Consider the following 17,335-nt stretch of genomic DNA (forward strand, 5'->3'; position numbering starts at 1 on the left):
GGTGCCCATGTACACGCATGGGCACCACGACTCCGTGCTCCGGTCGCACCGGTGGCGCACGGCCGAGAACTCCGCCGGGTATCTGTTGCCGCACCTCGCTCCCGGACAGTCCCTTCTGGATGTCGGCTGCGGTCCCGGCACCATCACGGTCGACCTGGCGGCCCGGGTCGCACCCGGCCGGGTCGTCGGAGTGGACGCGTCGGCCGACGTCCTGGCGGAGGCGCGGGCACTGGCCGAGGGCCCACAGGTCTCCTTCGTCGTCGGCGACGTGATGGCCTTGGACTTCGACGACTCCTCCTTCGACGTCGTGCACGCCCACCAGGTGCTCCAGCACGTCGCCGACCCGGTCGGGGCGCTCCGCGAGCTGCGCCGGGTCAGCCGGGGCCTGGTCGCGGCCCGGGACGCCGACTACGCGGCCATGACCTGGTACCCGCAGGTCCCCGCCCTCGACGCCTGGCTGGCCCTGTACCAGCGGGTGGCCCGGAGCAACGGCGGCGAACCCGACGCCGGCCGCCGGTTGCTGTCCTGGGCGCGGGCGGCCGGGTTCGCGCGGGTCACGCCCGGCGCGTCGGTCTGGTGCTACGCGACCCCGGAGGACCGGGCCTGGTGGGGCGGCATGTGGGCCGACCGGATCCGCGACTCGGCCATGGCCCGCCAGGCCGTGGACCGGGGCTTCGCGACCGCCGGGGACCTGGCGACGATCGCCGACGGCTGGCGGGAGTGGGCGGCGTCCCCGGACGGCTGGTTCCTGGTCCCGCACGGCGAGATCCTCGCCTGGAACTGACCGGCGGGGCGCGGCCGCCCAACGCCCCGGGCGTCGGGCGTCGATGGGCGTTTCCGACCCGCCGGGTACCTCAGCGCTGGCATCGCGACATGCCGGACCGGCTGCCGCGCACGCTGGCCCACCCCCCCCGGGGCCACTCGGTCGCCCGCCCGGCGCCGGCGGCCCGGTCGTGGCACCCTCGGAGGGTGACCTCCGAACTGTTCGGCCCCCACAGCGTCACCTGGCAGGTGCACGCCGACCCCGCGATGTGGGTCGCCGGCGTGAGCGCCCTCTTCCTCCAGGCCCTGCACCCCCTGGCGGTCCGGGGCGTCGTGCAGCTCTCCGACTTCCGGCACGACCCGCTCGGCCGGCTCCGGCGGACCGCGGGCTTCGTCAGCGTCTCCACCTACGGCACGGCCGCCGAGGCGGAGCAGGCCGGGGCCCGGGTCCGCCGGATCCACGCGGCCCTGAAGCTCCGGCTGCCGGACGGCACGCAACACCCGGTCGACGATCCGGAACTCCTGCGATGGGTACATTGCGCCGAGGTCGCGTCCTATGTGGACGTGGTGCGTCGGGCCGGGTTCCCGCTGAGTCCGGCGCACGTGGACCTCTACCTGACCGAGCAGCGCCGGTCGGCGGCCCTGGTCGGGCTCGATCCGGAGTCGGTGCCCGGCACCTGGGCCGACATCACGGCCTACCTCGACGGGATGCGCCCCCAGTTGGCGCGCACGAAGGAATCCGACGAGATCTACGACTTCCTCACCACCCCGCCGGTCAACCCGCCGATGCGCGCGGGCTGGTGGCCGGTGGCCCGGGTGGCGTACGGGCTGCTGCCGCCGTGGGCCGTCGCGATGTACGGCCGGCCGGCGTGGAGCCCCGCCCAGGCGGAGCGCCGGCTGCGCGCCCTGCGCCGGACCGCGAAGCTGATCCCGGACCGGCTCCGCTGGCGGGTCCCGACGGGCAACGTCCTCCGCGCGATCGACCGCCTGGGCCCCGCCGCGACCCCGTCCCCGAAGAACCTGCCCTGACCAGGTGCTCCGACCGCACGACCCCGGCTCCGGGGGCCCGCCTCGCCGGAGCGCTCCGGCGCGAGCACCGGCACCCGGGCCGCCCCGGTCGGCGAGGTGGGTAGTGCCTCCGTCGCCGGTCACGTCCCTCCGTAACCAGATGATGCCCTTGATCCGGGGTTAGCGGCGGCCGTGCAGGACCCGCAGCGCGAGCCGGGTGAGCTTCGTGTCCCGGGCGCCCTTCTCGAACGTCAGCACCTTGACCAGCGAGGGCATCCACCGCTTCGCGATCGCCTTCGGCCGGGCGAACTCCCGCAGCCCGTCGGCGCCGTGGATCCGGCCGAACCCGGAGTCGCCGACCCCGCCGAACGGCAGCGAGGGGATGCCCGCGAACGACAGCGTCGAGTTGATCGACGTCATCCCGGACCGGAGCCGCCGGGCGGTGTCCATGGCGCGCGCCTTGCCGAACACGGCGCCCGCGAGGCCGTAGGACAGGGCGTTGGCCCGGGCCACGGCCTCGTCGACGTCGCGGACCCGGGCGATCGTCAGGGTCGGCCCGAAGGTCTCCTCCCGCACCGCCTCGGACGTCTCGGGGACGTCGACCAGGATCGTCGGGTGCACGAACGGCGGCCGGACCGCCTCGGGGCCGCCCAGCACGGCCCGGCCGCCGTCGGCGAGGGCGGCGGCGATGTGCCGGCGGACCACGTCGATCTGGCTGGGCATGGTCATCGGGCCGATGTCGGCGCCGGGCTCGGCCCCGACGGACAGCGCGGCGGCCTTGGCGACGACCTTGGCGAGGAAGGCGTCGTAGACGGAGTCGACGGCGTACACCCGCTCGATGCCGATGCAGGTCTGGCCGGCGTTGAACAGGCCGCCCCACACCGTGGCCTCTGCGGCGGCGTCGAGGTCGGCGTCGGAGTCCACGATCAGGGCGTCCTTGCCGCCGCACTCCAGCAGCACGGGGGTCAGGGTCCCGGCGGCGGCGGCCATGACCTTCTTCCCGGTCCGGGTGGACCCGGTGAACGCGATCTTGTCCACGCCCGAGGTGACCAGGGCCGCCCCGGTGTCCCCGAGCCCGTGCACGACCTGGAGCACCGGGTGCTCGGGCACCACCTCGGCGAACGTGTCGACGAGGAACTGCCCGACCGCCGGGGTGTACTCGCTCGGCTTGAACACGACGGTGTTGCCGGCCGCCAGCGCGTAGGCGATCGACCCGACGGGGGTGAAGATGGGGTAGTTCCACGGGCCGATGACGCCGATCACCCCGTAGGGCTGGTACTCGACGTGCGCCGAGTACTCCGACTGCATCAGCGTGCCGCCCACCCGGCGCAGCTTCAGCACCCGCTTGGCGTGCTTCGCGGCCCAGTGGATGTGGTCGATCGCCCCGGCGGCCTCGGCGGTGGCGTCCACGGTCGGCTTGCCGCCCTCGCGGTGCATGATCCCGGTCAGCTCGTCGAGCCGGGTGGTGATGAGGGCCCGCCACGCGTACAGCCGGCGGCGGCGGCCGTCGAAGCCGAGCTCGCGCCACCAGTCGGCGGCGGCCCGGGCCCGGGACACGGCGGCGGCGACCTCGGCGGGGTCGGCGACGGGGAACCGGCCGACCTCCTCGCCGGTCGCGGGGCTGGTGGAGACGAGCCGGCCGCCGTCCACGACGGGGCTGCCGGAAACGCTGACGCCAGGGGTCATCTTCTATCTCCTCGCCGGTGGTGTCCCCGAGTCTAGACCTCTTACTACTCGCAAGTAACCCTGTGACGGACTGCATTACGCACGCGTGTTGCGCACTGCTAAGTTGGCCTGAACGATCAGTCAGCAGGACGCGAGGCGCCAGCGCCGACCGGCCGGTGGGATCAGGCAGCTCAGCACAGGGGGCACCGGCGCGTCGCCGGGCGACCCGGGTCGGCGACAGCAGGAGGCACGGCGTGACGGGCATCAACAAGGTCGGCGTGGTCGGGCTCGGCACCATGGGGGCCGGCATCGTCGAGGTCTTCGCCCGCAACGGCGTCGAGGTCCTCGGCGTCGAGATCACCGAGGCGGCGCTGGAGCGCGGCCGGGTGACCCTGAAGGCGTCCACCGACCGGGCCGTGGCCAAGGGCAAGCTGTCCGAGGCCGACCGCGACGCCCTGCACGAGCGGGTCACGTTCGCCGTGGGCCTGCCCGCGCTGTCGGACGTCGACCTGGTGATCGAGGCCGTGCCGGAGCGCCTGGAGCTCAAGCGGGCGATCTTCGCCGAGCTGGACCAGGTCTGCAAGCCGACCGCGATCCTGGCCACCAACACCTCCTCCCTGTCGGTCACCGAGATCTCCGTGGCGACCCACCGCCCCAACCGGGTGATCGGGATGCACTTCTTCAACCCGGCCCCGATCATGAAGCTGGTCGAGATCGTCCGGACCGTCGTGACCGAGCAGTCCGTGGTCGACGACATCGAGGCGCTGTGCACCCGGCTCGGCAAGGTCGACGTCACGATCAACGACCGGGCCGGCTTCATCGCCAACGCCCTGCTGTTCGGGTACCTGAACCACGCGGTCTCGCTGTACGAGTCGAAGTACGCGAGCCGGGAGGACATCGACGCGGCGATGCGCCAGGGCTGCGGCCTGCCGATGGGCCCCCTCGCGCTGATGGACCTGATCGGCATCGACACCGCGTACGAGATCCTCGACACCATGTACAAGCGGGGTGGCCGCGACCGCCGGCACGCCCCGGTTCCGCTGATCAAGCAGATGGTCACGGCCGGTCTCCTGGGCCGCAAGTCGGGCCGGGGCTTCTACACGTACGAGAAGCCGAGCTCCCCGGTCGTCGTGAGCGACCCGGAGCCGGCCCCGGTCCCGGAGGAGGGCGCCCGCCCGGTGTCCCGGATCGGCGTGGTCGGCTCGGGCACGATGGCCACCGGCATCGTCGAGGTGCTGGCCAAGGCGGGCTACGAGACGGTGTTCGTGGCCCGGGGCGCCGAGCAGGCCGCCCGCGCGCTGGACCGGATCGAGCAGTCCCTGAACAAGGCCGTGGTGCGCGGCAAGCTGACCGAGGAGGACCGCGACGCGGCCCGGGCCCGGATCACCGGCGCGCACAAGCTGGACGATCTGGCCGATGTGGACCTGGTCGTCGAGGCCGTGGTCGAGGAGGTCAGCGTCAAGAAGGCCCTCTTCGAGGCCGTGGCGGAGATCTGCAAGCCGGGTACGGTGCTGGCCACCACGACGTCGAGCCTCCCGGTGATCGAGTGCGCGATGGCCTCCGGTCGGCCCGAAGACGTTGTGGGACTGCACTTCTTCAACCCCGCCCCGGTCATGAAGCTGGTCGAGGTGGTCCGGACGATCAGGACCTCACCTGCGGCGCTGGCGACTGCGGTCGCGGTGTGCGAGGCTGTTGGGAAGCGTCCGGTGGTGTGCGCCGACCGGGCCGGTTTCGTGGTGAACGCGCTCCTGTTCCCGTACCTGAACGACGCGGTCAAGATGCTCGAAGCCAGCTACGCGACGGCGGACGACATCGACTACGCGATGAAGCTGGGCTGCGGTTACCCGATGGGGCCGTTCGAGCTTCTGGACGTGGTCGGGCTGGACGTGTCGCTGGCCATCCAGCGGCAGCTGTACCTGGAGTTCCGTGAGCCGGGCTTCGCACCAGCGCCCCTGCTGGAGCACCTGGTGACCGCTGGTTACCTGGGCCGCAAGGCTGGCCGGGGCTTCCGGGACTACAGCACCCCCTAGCAGCCTCCACCCCCTCGGAGCGCGTTGTGGTCAAGCGGGTCGCCATCATCGCCGCCGCCGCCCTCGGCGTCGTGCTGGTCGCCGTGCTGCTGTTCGGCAACAGCGGCAAGAGCGAGCCGGTCACGTTCACCGAGGGCGGGGTGGATGTCCGGGTCGAGTTCCTGGACACCGGCCTGGTCGGCGACCGGGTCAAGGTGACCCTGAAACCCGAGGCCCTCGACGGGTACGTGGCCGCGGCGGTCACCGTGGAGGTCTCCGGCGACCTGACGCCCACCGCGCCCGCGCGGCTGCCCCGGGCGCTCACCAAGGCGGACGTGCCGGTGCCGGTGTTCGCGGCGGGGGCCGCCCGGGTCGAGGTCAAGGTGCAGCGCGCCTCGGACAAACCCGGCAAAGCCATTGTCAAGGTTGGATACCAGACGTGTGACAAGTCGGGCTGCAAACCCGCTGTGGTCGGCAAAACCGTCACTCTCACCCTGAAGTGATCCCCACCGCAAGGGATATGGCGGACAGTGATCGGCCCGTATTCTGGGAGCCGTGAGCCCACGCCATAACCGTCGCCAGCACTCCGGCCCGGTTGCGCGCGGAGACGAGGACGAAGACGGCGCGATGCGACGGGCCTCCCAGGCCGTCGAGGGCGACTGGATGGTCCGTACCCTCCCCGCGAACCCCACCACGGGGAAGACCTACCGGTGTCCGGGCTGCGACCAGGAGGTCCCGGCCAGCCAGGGGCACATCGTGGCGTGGCGGCTCGACAGCGACGGCGACGACCGGCGGCACTGGCACACGTCGTGCTGGCGGTCCCGGGGCCACCGACTGCCGAACATCCAGCGCGGCCGTTCCGCACCGAAGCACTAGGAGTCACGCCATGCCCCCGATCCGGGCGAACTCGATCCTGCCGGCCCGCCGGGAGGACATCGAGCTGCACACCGCCGACGGGCACGTCCTCGTGGGCGAACTGGCGCTCCCCGCCGACCGGCCGCCGGTCGCGACCCTGGTCTGCCTGCACCCGCTGCCCACCCACGGCGGCATGATGGACAGCCACGTGTACCGCAAGGCGGCCTGGCGGCTGCCCGCGCTCGCCGACCTGGCGGTGCTGCGGTTCAACTCCCGGGGCACGTCCAGCGTGCGGGGCACGAGCGGCGGCGAGTTCGACGGCGGCGACGCGGAGCGCTACGACGTGGCCGCCGCCCTGGAGTACGCGGAGTTCGCCGAGCTGCCGGCCATCTGGCTGGTCGGCTGGTCGTTCGGCACCGACCTGGTGCTCAAGTACGGCCTGGACCCGGGCGTGCGGGGCGCGGTCCTGCTGTCCCCGCCGCTCCGGTTCTCCGAGCCGGCCGACCTGGCCGCCTGGGCCGCCGACGGCAAGCCGCTGACCGCGCTGGTGCCCGAGTTCGACGACTACCTGCGCCCGGCCGAGGCCGCCGAGCGGTTCTCGGTCATCCCACAGGCCGAGGTCGTCGGGGTGCCCGGGGCCAAGCACCTGTGGGTCGGGGACGCCGAGACCGTGCTGGACGAGATCGTCCGCCGGGTCGCGCCGGCCAGTTTCCCGCTGCCCCGGGAGTGGGACGGCGAGATGGGCGTGGGCGACGCGAGCGCCTACGCGGACCGGACCGTGGCGGCGTTCAACGACGTGCCGCGCCCGTAGCGCACGGTCCGCGACGTCGCCCCCGGGGCGGCCACCGCCAGCGCCCTCGGGCGTTTGCGGGCCGCCCGCTGCTCCGCCTCCGTCACCGGGTCGACCACCTCCGGCCGGCCCGGCTCGTTCCAGTAGTTCCCGCGCCACTCGTTGGACTCCCGGGTCCACGAGGTGGCCGGCCCGTAGTGCCCGCACTTCGCGTACGGGGTCCGGGCGAACGCGTTGCCGACGATCCGGACGTTCGTGGCCACCGGGAACGGCTTCGAGGCCAGGCTGCCCGCGTACAGGCAGTAGCTGCCGCCCGAGAACAGGTTGCCCTCCACCAGGACGTCGTGGATGGGCCCGAAGTTGCCGTACAGCGCCAGGGCCGCCGAGCAGTTCCCCGTGGTCCCGCAGTCGAGCGTGTTGCCCCGGATCACGTTGTTCCCGCCGCCGTGGCTGGCCATCGCGCTGTTGTGGCTGCTGCCGGCCTCGTACGGGTCGTGCAGCCAGGACTCGGTCACCGTCACGTTGTCGGTGAAGTGCAGCTGCGAGCCGCCGCCGTGCAGGTCGCACCGGTGGCAGGTGTAGTTGGAGCCGACGATCAGCGGCCAGGTCGGGGCGCGGCGCTGCCCGTCGACCTCCACGTTCTCCAGGACGGTGTTGCGGGTCCGCCCGTCGATGTCGGTGCGCACCGTGCCCACGGAGCACGCGCCCCGGATCCGGCTGTTGCGGATCGTCACGTCGTCGGCCTTCACCATGACGCAGCCGGCGATGTCCACGCCGTCGAGCACGGTGCCCGGGACCGTGATCGTGGTACCCGCCATCGGCCGCAGCACCGTGCCCGGCCGTACCCCCGTGGTGTCCGGGCCCGGCCAGCCGGTGATGTCGGTCCGCGGCCCGGTGGTCTGCCGCGAGTTGTCGGGGGCCACCCGCCCGGACCGGGTCGGCACGGGCCCGGTCGGGTCGCCCGGGTCGTCGTCGGGCTCGACGATGGCGGGCGCGGGGCGGTCGGTGGCGGGGTGGTCGCGCGGGCCGAGGGCGAGGGTCCCGATCGCGGCCAGGAACACCACGCACAGCCCGACGACGAACAGGACGAGGCCGAGCGGCTGGCGTTCGCGCCGCCGGGGCGGGTGGGCCGGGGAGTTGAGCAGATCCGGCGGGTGCCCGTCGATCGGCGCGGCCATCCCCGTGGCCCTAGACCGATTCCGGGGCGGGGACCTGCGGCTCGGCCGCCTGCTGAGCGGGGACCGAAGCAGCCTGGACCGGGACCGGGACCGGGACCGAGGTCGGGGCCGGGGCCGGGGCCGCCGCCGGGGACGCGGTGGCCGGGGCGCCGGCCGTCGACGCGGGTGCCGCCCAGCCCGCCTTCCACTCGGCCCGCCGCCCCCACACCTCCGCCCAGCCCGTGCCGACCCGCGACCGCAGCCACACGCCGAGCCCGATCAGCCCGAGCCCGACCCGGGCCCGCACCGGCGACCAGCGCAGCCGCACGAACGTGACCTTGCCGCGCAGCACCATGACCCGCTTCTGGGTGGCGCTGGAGGAGGCGCCGTTCTCGTGCGTGACCGTCGCGCCCGCGACCAGCACCGGGTGCCGGCCGAGCCGGGCGGCGCGCCAGCTGAGGTCGACGTCCTCGGAGTACATGAAGTAGCGCGGGTCGAAGCCGCCCAGCTCCTCGAACAGGGCCCGCTCGAACAGCACGACGCAGCCGGACACCGCCGGGGCCGGCCCGCCGACCGCGCGGTCCAGCCCGTTGTGCTCCTCGGGATTGCACAGCCGCGAGCGCCGGAACACCGAGGACAGGCCGGTGGCGAAGCACAGGTAGCCCCACAGCGAGGGCAGGCCGAAGACGGACCGGCCGTCGTCGCTGCCGTCCCGGCGCAGGGTCCGGCCGGCGTAGATCCCGGGGGCGGGGTGCGCGAGGGCGTGGTCGAGCAGCGCGCCGACCGGGTCGCCGACCGGCTCGGCGTCCGGGTTGAGCAGCATCAGGTAGGGGGTGCGGACCCGCGCGGCGGCCAGGTTCACGGCCCGGGCGAAGCCCAGGTTCTCCGGGGACCGGACAAGATCGATTTTCGGGTACGCCGCCGCGATGGCCTCCGCCGTGCCGTCCCCGGACGCGTTGTCCACCACGATGACGGGGCACCCGGCGGGCAACCCGGCCAGACACTTCAGGATCAGCTCGGGCGTCTTGTAGGCCACCAGCACCACGGTGACCTGCCCGTGCCGGGATGCGCCGGTCATGGCCAACTGGTCGGGGGCCACCCCGGTCGCAGGGGAGCCGTCCGGGGTCGTTCCCGTCGGGTCGGCGCTCACCGGGCCACCTCCCAGGTCGTCGGGGACGTGCGGCGCCGGCGCTCGGCGGCCAGCGTGATCCCGGCGTAGCACAGGGCCGCCGGCCACAGCCACGGTCGCGGGGCCGCCAGCTTCAGCCAGGCCGTCCGGCTGCCCGTCGCACCCTGCTGGGCGGTGCCGGCCCGGACCCGGGACAGCCGGGCGACCAGCTCGGCGGTGCTGCGCGCGGTGTCCACGACGCTGTCGGCGGGCGCGACGGCCTTCTCGGCGTCGGTGAACAACCGGTCGAGCAAGAGGTCGTCGGCGATCAGGCCTCCGAAGGTGTCGAACCGCGCCCGCCCCTTCTCGCTCACCGCCACCACACCCCGGCCGAACAGCGCCCGCCGGTAGAGGGGGAGCCGGGCCTGGATCGCGAAGTACCCGCGCAGGGCCGCCGGGCGGCCGTCGACCGCGAGTTTCCGGCGCAGGGTGGCGGCGTACACCCCCGGGTCCTCGAAGGTTGTGATCAGGGCCTTCATGCCCTCGGCCGTGACCTGGACGTCGGCGTCGAGGTAGATCCGGGGGAAGCCGGTCGCGGCGGCGTCCCCGGCGTTGAGCGCGGCGGCCTTGGACGCCTCGGCCAGCTCGATCACCCGGACCCCGGCGGCGCGGGCCACCTCGGCCGTGTCGTCGGTGCACCCGTTGGCGATCACGGTGACGTCCAGACCCGCGAGCTGCGGCAACAGCCGGGCGAGGCCGGCGGCGTCGTTGTGCGCGGGGATCAGGACGGAGCAGCCTTCTACCATGGCGCCTTCCCGGTCAGGGTCCGCCGGATCCGCCGGATCACCGACTTGCGGGTCTTGCGCCAGCCGAAGTAGTCCCGCAGGTCCAGCGAGGCGGTCTGGGCCACCACGGCGGAGCGCTTCATCTGCGCGGTCCAGTCGGCCAGGGTGTTCACGCCGGTCGTCTTGGCCGACAGCGGGAGCCGGGCCCGCAGTTCCTCGTCGTTGGTGTACACGGTGTGCGGGCTGCGCGGGTCGTCCATGTGGTCCTCGGGGATGAACGGGAAGTACCACCCGTTGACCCAGCCGGCCCGCGCGGCCTCCAGACACCAGCTCGTGAACGAGTGCCCGTCCGTCAGCGGCCCGACGCCCTCCAGCACGGCGCGTTTGGCCAGGTAGCCGGAGCCCTGCACCCAGTGGTTGCGCAGCAGCTGGTGCCCGCCGTTGTACTCGACGGTCTTCTTCGAGGCTAGGTCGGGGCGGTAGTCCTCGTCCAGGAACCGCCAGCTGCAGATGACGCCGAACTCGGGTACGTCCTCGTGCGCCTTGCGGAGCTTCTCGATCCATCCGGGCGATACGAGGCAATCGTCATCCACTTTGGACAGATAAGATCCGTCGGACTCGGCCCACAACCAGTTCGTGGGGATCCGCAGTCCGACGTTGTCCGGGCTGTGGTGGAAGCGGGCCACCTTGGGGTGCTCCGCGTACTCCCGGGTCACCGCCAGGGTCTCCTCATGACCACCGTTGTGCCAGAGCCACACGCGGTCGTCCGGCCCGCACGTCTCCAGCAGCCTCGGCAGCGACAGGCGCACGTACTCCGGCCGCTCGTAGGTGATCATCAGGATGTCAGTACCGGTCATGAGCTCTCCCCGACCCGCTGATCCGCCAGAGCGCCCCGACGGCGCCCAGCAGCAGCCCGAGCGTCACCACGAACGTGGTGAAGAACAGGGCATCGAACGTGAACGCCGAAAACATGAAGGCCGCCAGGCCGCCGACCAGGCAGGCGGCCAGGTGCCGGTCGGACTCCCGGGCCGCGCGCCGCCACACCGCGATGCCCTGGCCGATCCCCGTGCAGAACAGCACCGTCAGGCCGGCGACCCCGATGATGCCCGAACTGACCAGGGTCAGCAGCCACTGGTTGTCCAGCAGGAAGTACTGCTCCGGGATGAAGGTGCCCGTGCCCCGGCCGAGCCAGATCCGCTCGTAGATCAGCGGGAACACCCGGGCGTAGTCGTCGGTGCGGCCCGACAGGCTCGGGTCGTTCTCGGAGTTGAAGAACAGCGCGCGCAGGGTCCCGAGCAGGCCCGGTCTGATCACGCTGAACGCCGCCGTCGTGGCCAGCGTCGCCAGCCCGATGGTGATCCGGCGCTTCCACGGCCACGCGATCCCGACCACGATCATGGAGATGAACAGGGCGAGGATGCCCGTCCGGGACAGGGCCAGCGGGATGGCGCAGGCGCTGATCACCGTGGCGACGGCGATGAGCTGGCGCTCCAGGGACCGGACCGCGTACCTGCTGAAGTGCAGGCCCAGCGGCACCACCACGGCCGCGACCAGCGTGCTGAACTCGATGTAGTGCCCCACGGTGCCGGCCACCCGGACCAGCCCGCCCGCGCCCCGGTTGGAGAAGCCGACCGGCGGGGCCTGGAACACCAGGCCGGGCGGCTGGATGTAGATCGTGATGTCCTTGCGCAGCGCGAACTGGAGGATCCCCACGATCGACATGAACGCGCCCGACCAGAACAGCACCCGCAGCATCAGCCCGAGCTGCCGCCGGCTGCGCAGCCCGTCGGCGGCCATCAGGGCCACGCCGATCATCGCTCCGGCGGCCAGCATCGTGCGGTCGGCGTTGTTCGACTCCAGCACGCTGAGACCGCGCAGCTCGCCCGAGATGTAGGAGGCGGACAGGGCCAGGAAGTAGGCCAGCACGCCCCACCGCATCGGTTGCCGGCCGCCGACCGTGTGGTCGGGGTGCAGGTGTGCCAGCAGCCAGAGCAGCATCAGCATGAGGGCGAGCAGGGTGCCGGGCCGGCCGATGCTGGTGAGGCCGGGCACGATGACGCGCGCGGGCAGCCAGTAGATCAGGAAGACGACGGCGGCCAGCAGTCCGACAGGGTTGGCGGCGATCCTGACGAGGGTGAACCCGGACGACTGGGACAGCTGGGGCTGCTCCGCCGGACGGGGGGCCGCACTGAGGGGTACGGACGTCATGTCACTGCTGCGGCGTGCCGTCTTGCGCGCTCGGTCCCGCGCCCTGCCCGACCTGCCGCACGGTCGGCTCGTCCTCGGCGGAGATCACGCTCATCACCATCGTGTCGGCGCTGGTGATCGACTTGGTCTTGGCGTCCCGCGCGCTGAACAGGCTGGTGTGCGCCGTGGTCTGCCCGGCGGGGGCGACGCCGCGCACCGCGCCGCGGACCATCTTCTCCCGGCGGCGGCGGATCATGGTGATCAGCGCGTCGACGATGATGGTGGCGACGATCGTGAGCAGGAAGCCGACCCCGGCGATGCCGATCTGGGCCCGGCGCACGCCGGTGGTCACGGGCACGACGGTGCCGGCGCCGTCCAGCGTCTCCGTGTTGATCTTCAGGGTGGGCTGCTCGGCGAACGCCTTCTGCTTGTCGTTGATCTCGTTGGTGATCGTCTTGAGCACCCACTGCACGGTGGCCTGGGCCTTGGCGGTGCTCTTCGAGGTCACGGCGGCCTCGATGATCGCGCTCCGGGTGACGATCTTCAGCGTGTACCCGGGCTCGACGCCCTCGGCGGCGGCGGCCTGCCGCATCTTCTGGCTTTCCAGGATGATCGTGACGGCCTGGGCCATCTGCACCGGGCCGAGCTCCGCCCACGGGTTACCGGGCGGGGCCTGCTTGCCGGCCGGCACGGGCGCGGCCTTGCCGTTCGGCGGGACGAGCAGCAGCGAGCCGGTGGCGGTGAACTCCGGCTTGACGTAGTTCGAGGTCTGCAGGGTGGCCACGGCCGTGATCAGCAGCAGGGGCACGAACACGAACCAGCGGCGCAGAAGGAGCCGACCGATGTCCCAAAGATCCATAATGGGGCCTCACGAAGTTTCTGCGCGTGCACGCCCAGTGGTCACCTGGTCGTGTGGAGCTGGGCGGGGAGCGGGCACCTTATCGGCACCGTACCGTGCCAGTAACCTATCCCACAGGGCGATGTAGCGGGACGCCTGATGTTCCCAGGCGAGCTCCTCGACAAAGCGGGATCTTCCTAAACCGGACATTGTGGCACGGCGTTCCGGGTCGGACAGGAGTTCGTCGAGGGCTGCCGCGAGCTCCTTGGGGGAGCCGGTCGGCACGTAGACGGCGGCGTCGCCGGCGCTGCGCCGGGTCTCGATCAGGTCCACCGCGACGACGGGTACGCCGCGACCGAGGTATTCCACGGTCTTCGCCATCGTGGACCGCTCCGCGTGCGGGGTCGGCGGGTCGGGCTGCACGGCCACGGTCGCCCGGGACAGCAGCTCGTCCACCTCCTCCGCGCCGAGCCAGCCGGTGAATTCGACCACATCGTCGAGGCCCTGGGCTGTTGTCAACGCCTTGAGGTCGGCCAGGCACTCACCGTCACCGGCGATCACCAGTCGCCAGTCGGTGCGGGAGTGCCGGAGTTCGGCGGCGGCGAGGACGGCCGCGTCGACGCCGTCCTGGGCGCCGAGGACGCCGAGGTACACAATGGTGTGTTTGTCAGATTTGTGCACCGGGCGGACGACGATCTCGCCCAGCGCTGGCCCGTTGCGCACCACCGTGATCCGGTCCGGCCTCACCCGGCCCCGGTCGATGGCCATCTGCTTGTACGACTCGTTGGTCGATACCACGGCCGAGGAGCACCGCAGCGACAGCCACTCCAGGACCCGCAGCACCCGGTGCACGAGGCCGGTCGGGTTGCCGCCCCGGCTCTCGTACACCTCGGGGGACAGGTCGTGGTGGTCGAACACGAACGGCCGGCGCAGGGCCCGCATCACGAGCGCCAGCGGCCAGAACACGTCCGGCGGGTTGCACGCCTGGGCGGCCCGGGCGCGCTGGAACAGCACTGCCTGGGCCAGCCGGAGCGCGATCCAGAAGAACGACCAGGCGAACTCGACGGCGAAGGACAGCAGTCCACCGCCGGCGAACGGCTGCGGGTACGCCAGGATCCGGGTGTCGGCGGTGCCCGGGACGACCCGCAGCCCCTTCGTACCCCGGGGGCAGATCACCGAGACCCGGTAGCCGGCGCTCTCCAGTGCGCGGCACTCCCGGATCACCCGGCGGTCACGCTCGACCGGCAGGTTGGCCACGGCGATCACCACGTGGGGTCCGGGCATCAGCGGGCCACCGAGCGGTCGAAGATGACCTTCACCGTCTTGACCAGGATCTTCAGGTCGAACCACAGCGACTTGTTGCGGACGTAGATGACGTCGAGTTCCAGCGCGGCCTTGTAGTCCACGGTGGACCGACCGCTCACCTGCCACAAACCGGTCATTCCGGGCCGGGCGGCGAACCGCTGCTCCGCGCCGGGCGGGAACAGCGCGGCCTCCCACTCCAGGACCGGACGCGGGCCCACCAGGGACATCTCGCCCTTGAGGACGTTCCACAGCTGGGGCAGCTCGTCCAGGCTGGTCCGGCGCAGGAAGCCACCGATCGGGGTGATCCGGGCATCCTTGGTCAGCTTGAACACCCCCTCCTCGCCGCCGTGCGCGGCCTTCTCGGAGGTGAGCATGCTCGACACGTACTCCCGGTGCTGCCGGTCGTCGTTGTTGTGGCTCATCGTGCGGAACTTGATCACCGGGAACTCCTCCCGGTGCAGCCCGAGCCGGTTCTGTCGGAACAGCACCGGACCCGGACTCGTCGCCTTCACCGCGATGGCCACGGCGATCAGCAACGGGGACAGCAGAAACAGCAGCACGATCGCCGCCGCGGCCTCGACGAGCTGACGTGCGCTCATCCCGCGCGGCGCGATCCGCACCGCGCCCTTCGGCGCGCTCGACTCCGCGGCGAAACCTCGTGCGGCAGCCTGCTCGACGCTCATCCTCGCAGCGCCCCCGTAAGGGCGGCGGACACGTATTCCACCTGGGCCTCCGTCATGGTCGGGAACAACGGCAACGACAGCAGCTCGGGTGCTGCGGCCTCGGCGATCGGCGCGAGGGCCGCGACGTTGTAGGCGGGCTGCTGGTGGCACGGAATCGGGTAGTGCACGCCGGTCTGGATCTCCTTGCGGTCCAGCTCGGCCCGTACGGCGTCCCGGTCGGCGACCCGCACGACCAGGAGGTGCCAGGCGGACGTCACCCCGTCTGGCGGCTCAACGATCATCCCACCGAGCTTGTTGCGGTAGAGGTCGACGATGTCATCCTTCTGGGCGTTCCATCCGTCCAGAAGGGGGAGCTTGGCGGACAGGACGCCGGCCTGCAACGCGTCCAACCGGCTGTTGATGCCGATCTCGGCGTGCCGGTAGTGGTCGCCGCCGGCTCGGCCGTGGTTGGCCAGGGTCCGGACCCGGGCCGCGAGCGCCGGGTCGTCGGTCACGACCGCGCCGCCGTCGCCCCACGCGCCCAGGTTCTTGCCCGGGTAGAAGCTGAAGCAGGCCGCGACACCGAAGGAGCCGGCCCGCCTGCCCTCCCAGAGCGCGCCGTGCGCCTGCGCGGCGTCCTCGACCACGAGCAGGTCGTGCGCGCGGGCGAAGGCCAGAATGGGGCCAGGAACGACAATATGCCCATAGAGGTGTACTAGCAGGATCGCTTTCGTCCGCTCCGTCCGCCCGGCGTCGAGTGTGTCCGGTGTGACCTGGAGGTGTACCGGGTCCACGTCCACGAACACCGGCGTCGCGCCCGTGGCCGACACGGCCGCCGCGCTCGCGATGAACGTGTTGGCCGGGACCAGCACCTCGTCGCCCGGGCCGACGCCCAGGGCGCGCAGGGTCAGGACGATCGCGTCGGTGCCGTTGGCGACGCCCACGGCGTGCTCGACCCCGCAGTACGCGGCCCAGGCGCTCTCGAACTCCGCGACGTGCCGGCCGCCGATGAACGCCGACGTGCCGGCGAGCTCGCGGACCAGGTCGAGGACCTGCGCCTCGATCGGGGCGTGCATCGCCCCCAGGTCCATGAAGGGAACCTTCATGCCTTCGTAACCTCCAGCAGTTCGACCGTCCGACCGGTCTCGATGGACTCGTTCGCGGCCTCGAGCACGCGGACGACGGACAGGCCCGCGTACCCGTCGGTCTTCGGCCGGGCCCCGGTCTGGATGCACTCCACGAAGTGCTTGTCCTCGCTCATCAGCGGCTCTGTGAACGCGATGTGCGGGGAGACGATACCGCCGTACCGGTAGGTCATCGGCACCGCGCCGTCGTTGGACGGCTGGGCCTGGACGCCCTTGTCGTAGATGCGGAGCCGGCCCTCGTCGAGCATGTCGTCGTAGACGGCCATCCGCTGGCTGCCCACGACCGTGGTCTGCCGGACCTTCGACGGGTGCAGCCAGCTGACGTGCAGGTTGGCGGTCGCGCCGATGGTGCCGTAGTCCAGCCGCAGATACGCCACGTCCTCGAACGGTGACCCCGCGTGCTTGGAGCCGAACGCTGTAACGGAAGTGGGCTCCGCGTCGAGAACAGTGTTGATGATGGAGATGTCGTGCGGGGCCAGGTCCCAGACGACGTTGACGTCGGGCTGGTACAGGCCGAGGTTCAGCCGAGCGGAGTCGAGGTAGTAGATGGAGCCGAGTTCCCCCGAGGCCACCAGGTCGCGCAGCGCGATCACGGCCGCGTTGTAGGCGAAGGTGTGTCCGGTCATCAGGGTCAGGTTGCCCTGCTCGGCGAGCGCGATCAGCTCCAGCGCCTCGGCGGTGGAGGCCGTCATCGGCTTCTCCACGAGCACGTGCTTGCCGGCGGCCAGCAGCGTCTTCGCGATCGGCCCGTGGGTCCGGGGCGGGGTCGCGACGATGACGGCGTCCACCAGGTCCAGCGACTCGTCGAGGTCGGACACGCAGAGCACCCCGGGGAACTGCTGCTTGATCTGCCGGAGCTGGTCGTCGCGGCGGTCGATCGCCACCACGAGATCGACGTCCGGAATCTGCGTGAGAACGCGGAGGTGTTTGGCTCCCCAGTACCCACAACCGATGACACCAACGCGCATTACCGGATCTCCCCAAGCTCGCTACTAAACGTATATGACCGGTCACATAGGTTGTCGGGAAAGCTTCCCGGAGGGGCCGGCACCCGCGCAA

At 71.8% G+C, this 17,335-nt stretch carries 17 protein-coding genes; 6 read left to right on the forward strand and 11 right to left on the reverse strand.

Going from position 1 to position 17,335, the window contains the following annotated elements:
* Positions 1-7 precede the first annotated feature (7 nt).
* Positions 8-784, forward strand: coding sequence for a methyltransferase domain-containing protein (locus AB0M43_RS25145; protein ID WP_363728211.1), 777 nt, complete (start codon positions 8-10; stop codon positions 782-784).
* Positions 785-969: 185 nt separating this feature from the next.
* On the forward strand, positions 970-1,791 hold the full coding sequence (locus AB0M43_RS25150) for an oxygenase MpaB family protein (RefSeq protein ID WP_363728212.1): 822 nt from the start codon (positions 970-972) through the stop codon (positions 1,789-1,791).
* A 159-nt stretch (positions 1,792-1,950) separates the two neighbouring features.
* Here AB0M43_RS25150 and AB0M43_RS25155 read toward each other — a convergent pair whose 3' ends face one another.
* The gene (locus tag AB0M43_RS25155) at positions 1,951-3,456 is read right to left on the reverse strand and encodes an aldehyde dehydrogenase family protein (protein WP_363728213.1); all 1,506 of its coding nucleotides are present in this window, start codon (positions 3,454-3,456) and stop codon (positions 1,951-1,953) included.
* 233 nt (positions 3,457-3,689) lie between these two features.
* Between AB0M43_RS25155 and AB0M43_RS25160 the strand changes: the two genes are divergently transcribed.
* The 4 genes from AB0M43_RS25160 to AB0M43_RS25175 are packed head-to-tail and all read left to right on the forward strand — an operon-like array spanning position 3,690 to position 7,110.
* Entirely contained in the window at positions 3,690-5,465 is a 1,776-nt protein-coding gene (locus tag AB0M43_RS25160) for a 3-hydroxybutyryl-CoA dehydrogenase (protein WP_363728214.1), read from the forward strand.
* A gap of 26 nt (positions 5,466-5,491) precedes the next feature.
* Complete coding sequence (locus AB0M43_RS25165) at positions 5,492-5,947, forward strand: hypothetical protein (RefSeq protein WP_363728215.1); 456 nt, start codon at positions 5,492-5,494, stop codon at positions 5,945-5,947.
* Positions 5,948-5,999: 52 nt separating this feature from the next.
* Positions 6,000-6,320 (forward strand): ATP/GTP-binding protein, encoded by a 321-nt coding sequence (locus AB0M43_RS25170; protein ID WP_363728216.1) that lies wholly within the window; start codon positions 6,000-6,002, stop codon positions 6,318-6,320.
* 10 nt (positions 6,321-6,330) lie between these two features.
* Positions 6,331-7,110: an alpha/beta hydrolase gene (locus AB0M43_RS25175; RefSeq protein WP_363728217.1), complete on the forward strand. Its 780-nt coding sequence runs from the start codon at positions 6,331-6,333 to the stop codon at positions 7,108-7,110.
* Here AB0M43_RS25175 and AB0M43_RS25180 read toward each other — a convergent pair.
* Genes AB0M43_RS25180 through AB0M43_RS25225 form a run of 10 tightly spaced genes read right to left on the reverse strand, consistent with a single transcriptional unit; the run spans position 7,062 to position 17,244 of the window.
* Positions 7,062-8,267: a right-handed parallel beta-helix repeat-containing protein gene (locus AB0M43_RS25180; protein ID WP_363728218.1), complete on the reverse strand. Its 1,206-nt coding sequence runs from the start codon at positions 8,265-8,267 to the stop codon at positions 7,062-7,064. The genes AB0M43_RS25175 and AB0M43_RS25180 overlap by 49 nt on opposite strands.
* Before the next feature lie 10 nt (positions 8,268-8,277).
* The gene (locus AB0M43_RS25185) at positions 8,278-9,396 is read right to left on the reverse strand and encodes a glycosyltransferase family 2 protein (RefSeq protein WP_363728219.1); all 1,119 of its coding nucleotides are present in this window, start codon (positions 9,394-9,396) and stop codon (positions 8,278-8,280) included.
* Positions 9,393-10,160 (reverse strand): glycosyltransferase family 2 protein, encoded by a 768-nt coding sequence (locus AB0M43_RS25190; RefSeq protein WP_363728220.1) that lies wholly within the window; start codon positions 10,158-10,160, stop codon positions 9,393-9,395. Before AB0M43_RS25190 ends, AB0M43_RS25185 begins: the two co-directional genes overlap by 4 nt.
* Positions 10,154-10,996 (reverse strand): glycosyltransferase, encoded by an 843-nt coding sequence (locus AB0M43_RS25195; protein WP_363728221.1) that lies wholly within the window; start codon positions 10,994-10,996, stop codon positions 10,154-10,156. The genes AB0M43_RS25190 and AB0M43_RS25195 overlap by 7 nt, the downstream gene beginning before the upstream one ends.
* Positions 10,983-12,347 carry an O-antigen ligase family protein gene (locus AB0M43_RS25200; protein ID WP_363728222.1) on the reverse strand — a complete coding sequence of 455 codons (1,365 nt, stop codon included), beginning with the start codon at positions 12,345-12,347 and terminating at the stop codon, positions 10,983-10,985. The genes AB0M43_RS25195 and AB0M43_RS25200 overlap by 14 nt, the downstream gene beginning before the upstream one ends.
* Position 12,348: 1 nt before the next feature.
* Positions 12,349-13,185 carry a hypothetical protein gene (locus AB0M43_RS25205; RefSeq protein WP_363728223.1) on the reverse strand — a complete coding sequence of 279 codons (837 nt, stop codon included), beginning with the start codon at positions 13,183-13,185 and terminating at the stop codon, positions 12,349-12,351.
* A 9-nt stretch (positions 13,186-13,194) separates the two neighbouring features.
* Positions 13,195-14,448, reverse strand: a complete 1,254-nt coding sequence (locus AB0M43_RS25210; protein WP_363728224.1) for a glycosyltransferase family 4 protein — start codon at positions 14,446-14,448, stop codon at positions 13,195-13,197.
* Positions 14,448-15,152, reverse strand: a complete 705-nt coding sequence (locus AB0M43_RS25215; RefSeq protein WP_363728225.1) for a sugar transferase — start codon at positions 15,150-15,152, stop codon at positions 14,448-14,450. Before AB0M43_RS25215 ends, AB0M43_RS25210 begins: the two co-directional genes overlap by 1 nt.
* Entirely contained in the window at positions 15,149-16,237 is a 1,089-nt protein-coding gene (locus AB0M43_RS25220) for a DegT/DnrJ/EryC1/StrS family aminotransferase (RefSeq protein ID WP_363728226.1), read from the reverse strand. Before AB0M43_RS25220 ends, AB0M43_RS25215 begins: the two co-directional genes overlap by 4 nt.
* Complete coding sequence (locus AB0M43_RS25225; RefSeq protein WP_363728227.1) at positions 16,234-17,244, reverse strand: Gfo/Idh/MocA family oxidoreductase; 1,011 nt, start codon at positions 17,242-17,244, stop codon at positions 16,234-16,236. Before AB0M43_RS25225 ends, AB0M43_RS25220 begins: the two co-directional genes overlap by 4 nt.
* Positions 17,245-17,335 lie beyond the last annotated feature (91 nt).

Source organism: Longispora sp. NPDC051575 (genome assembly GCF_040681875.1).
GTDB lineage: Bacteria > Actinomycetota > Actinomycetes > Mycobacteriales > Micromonosporaceae > Longispora.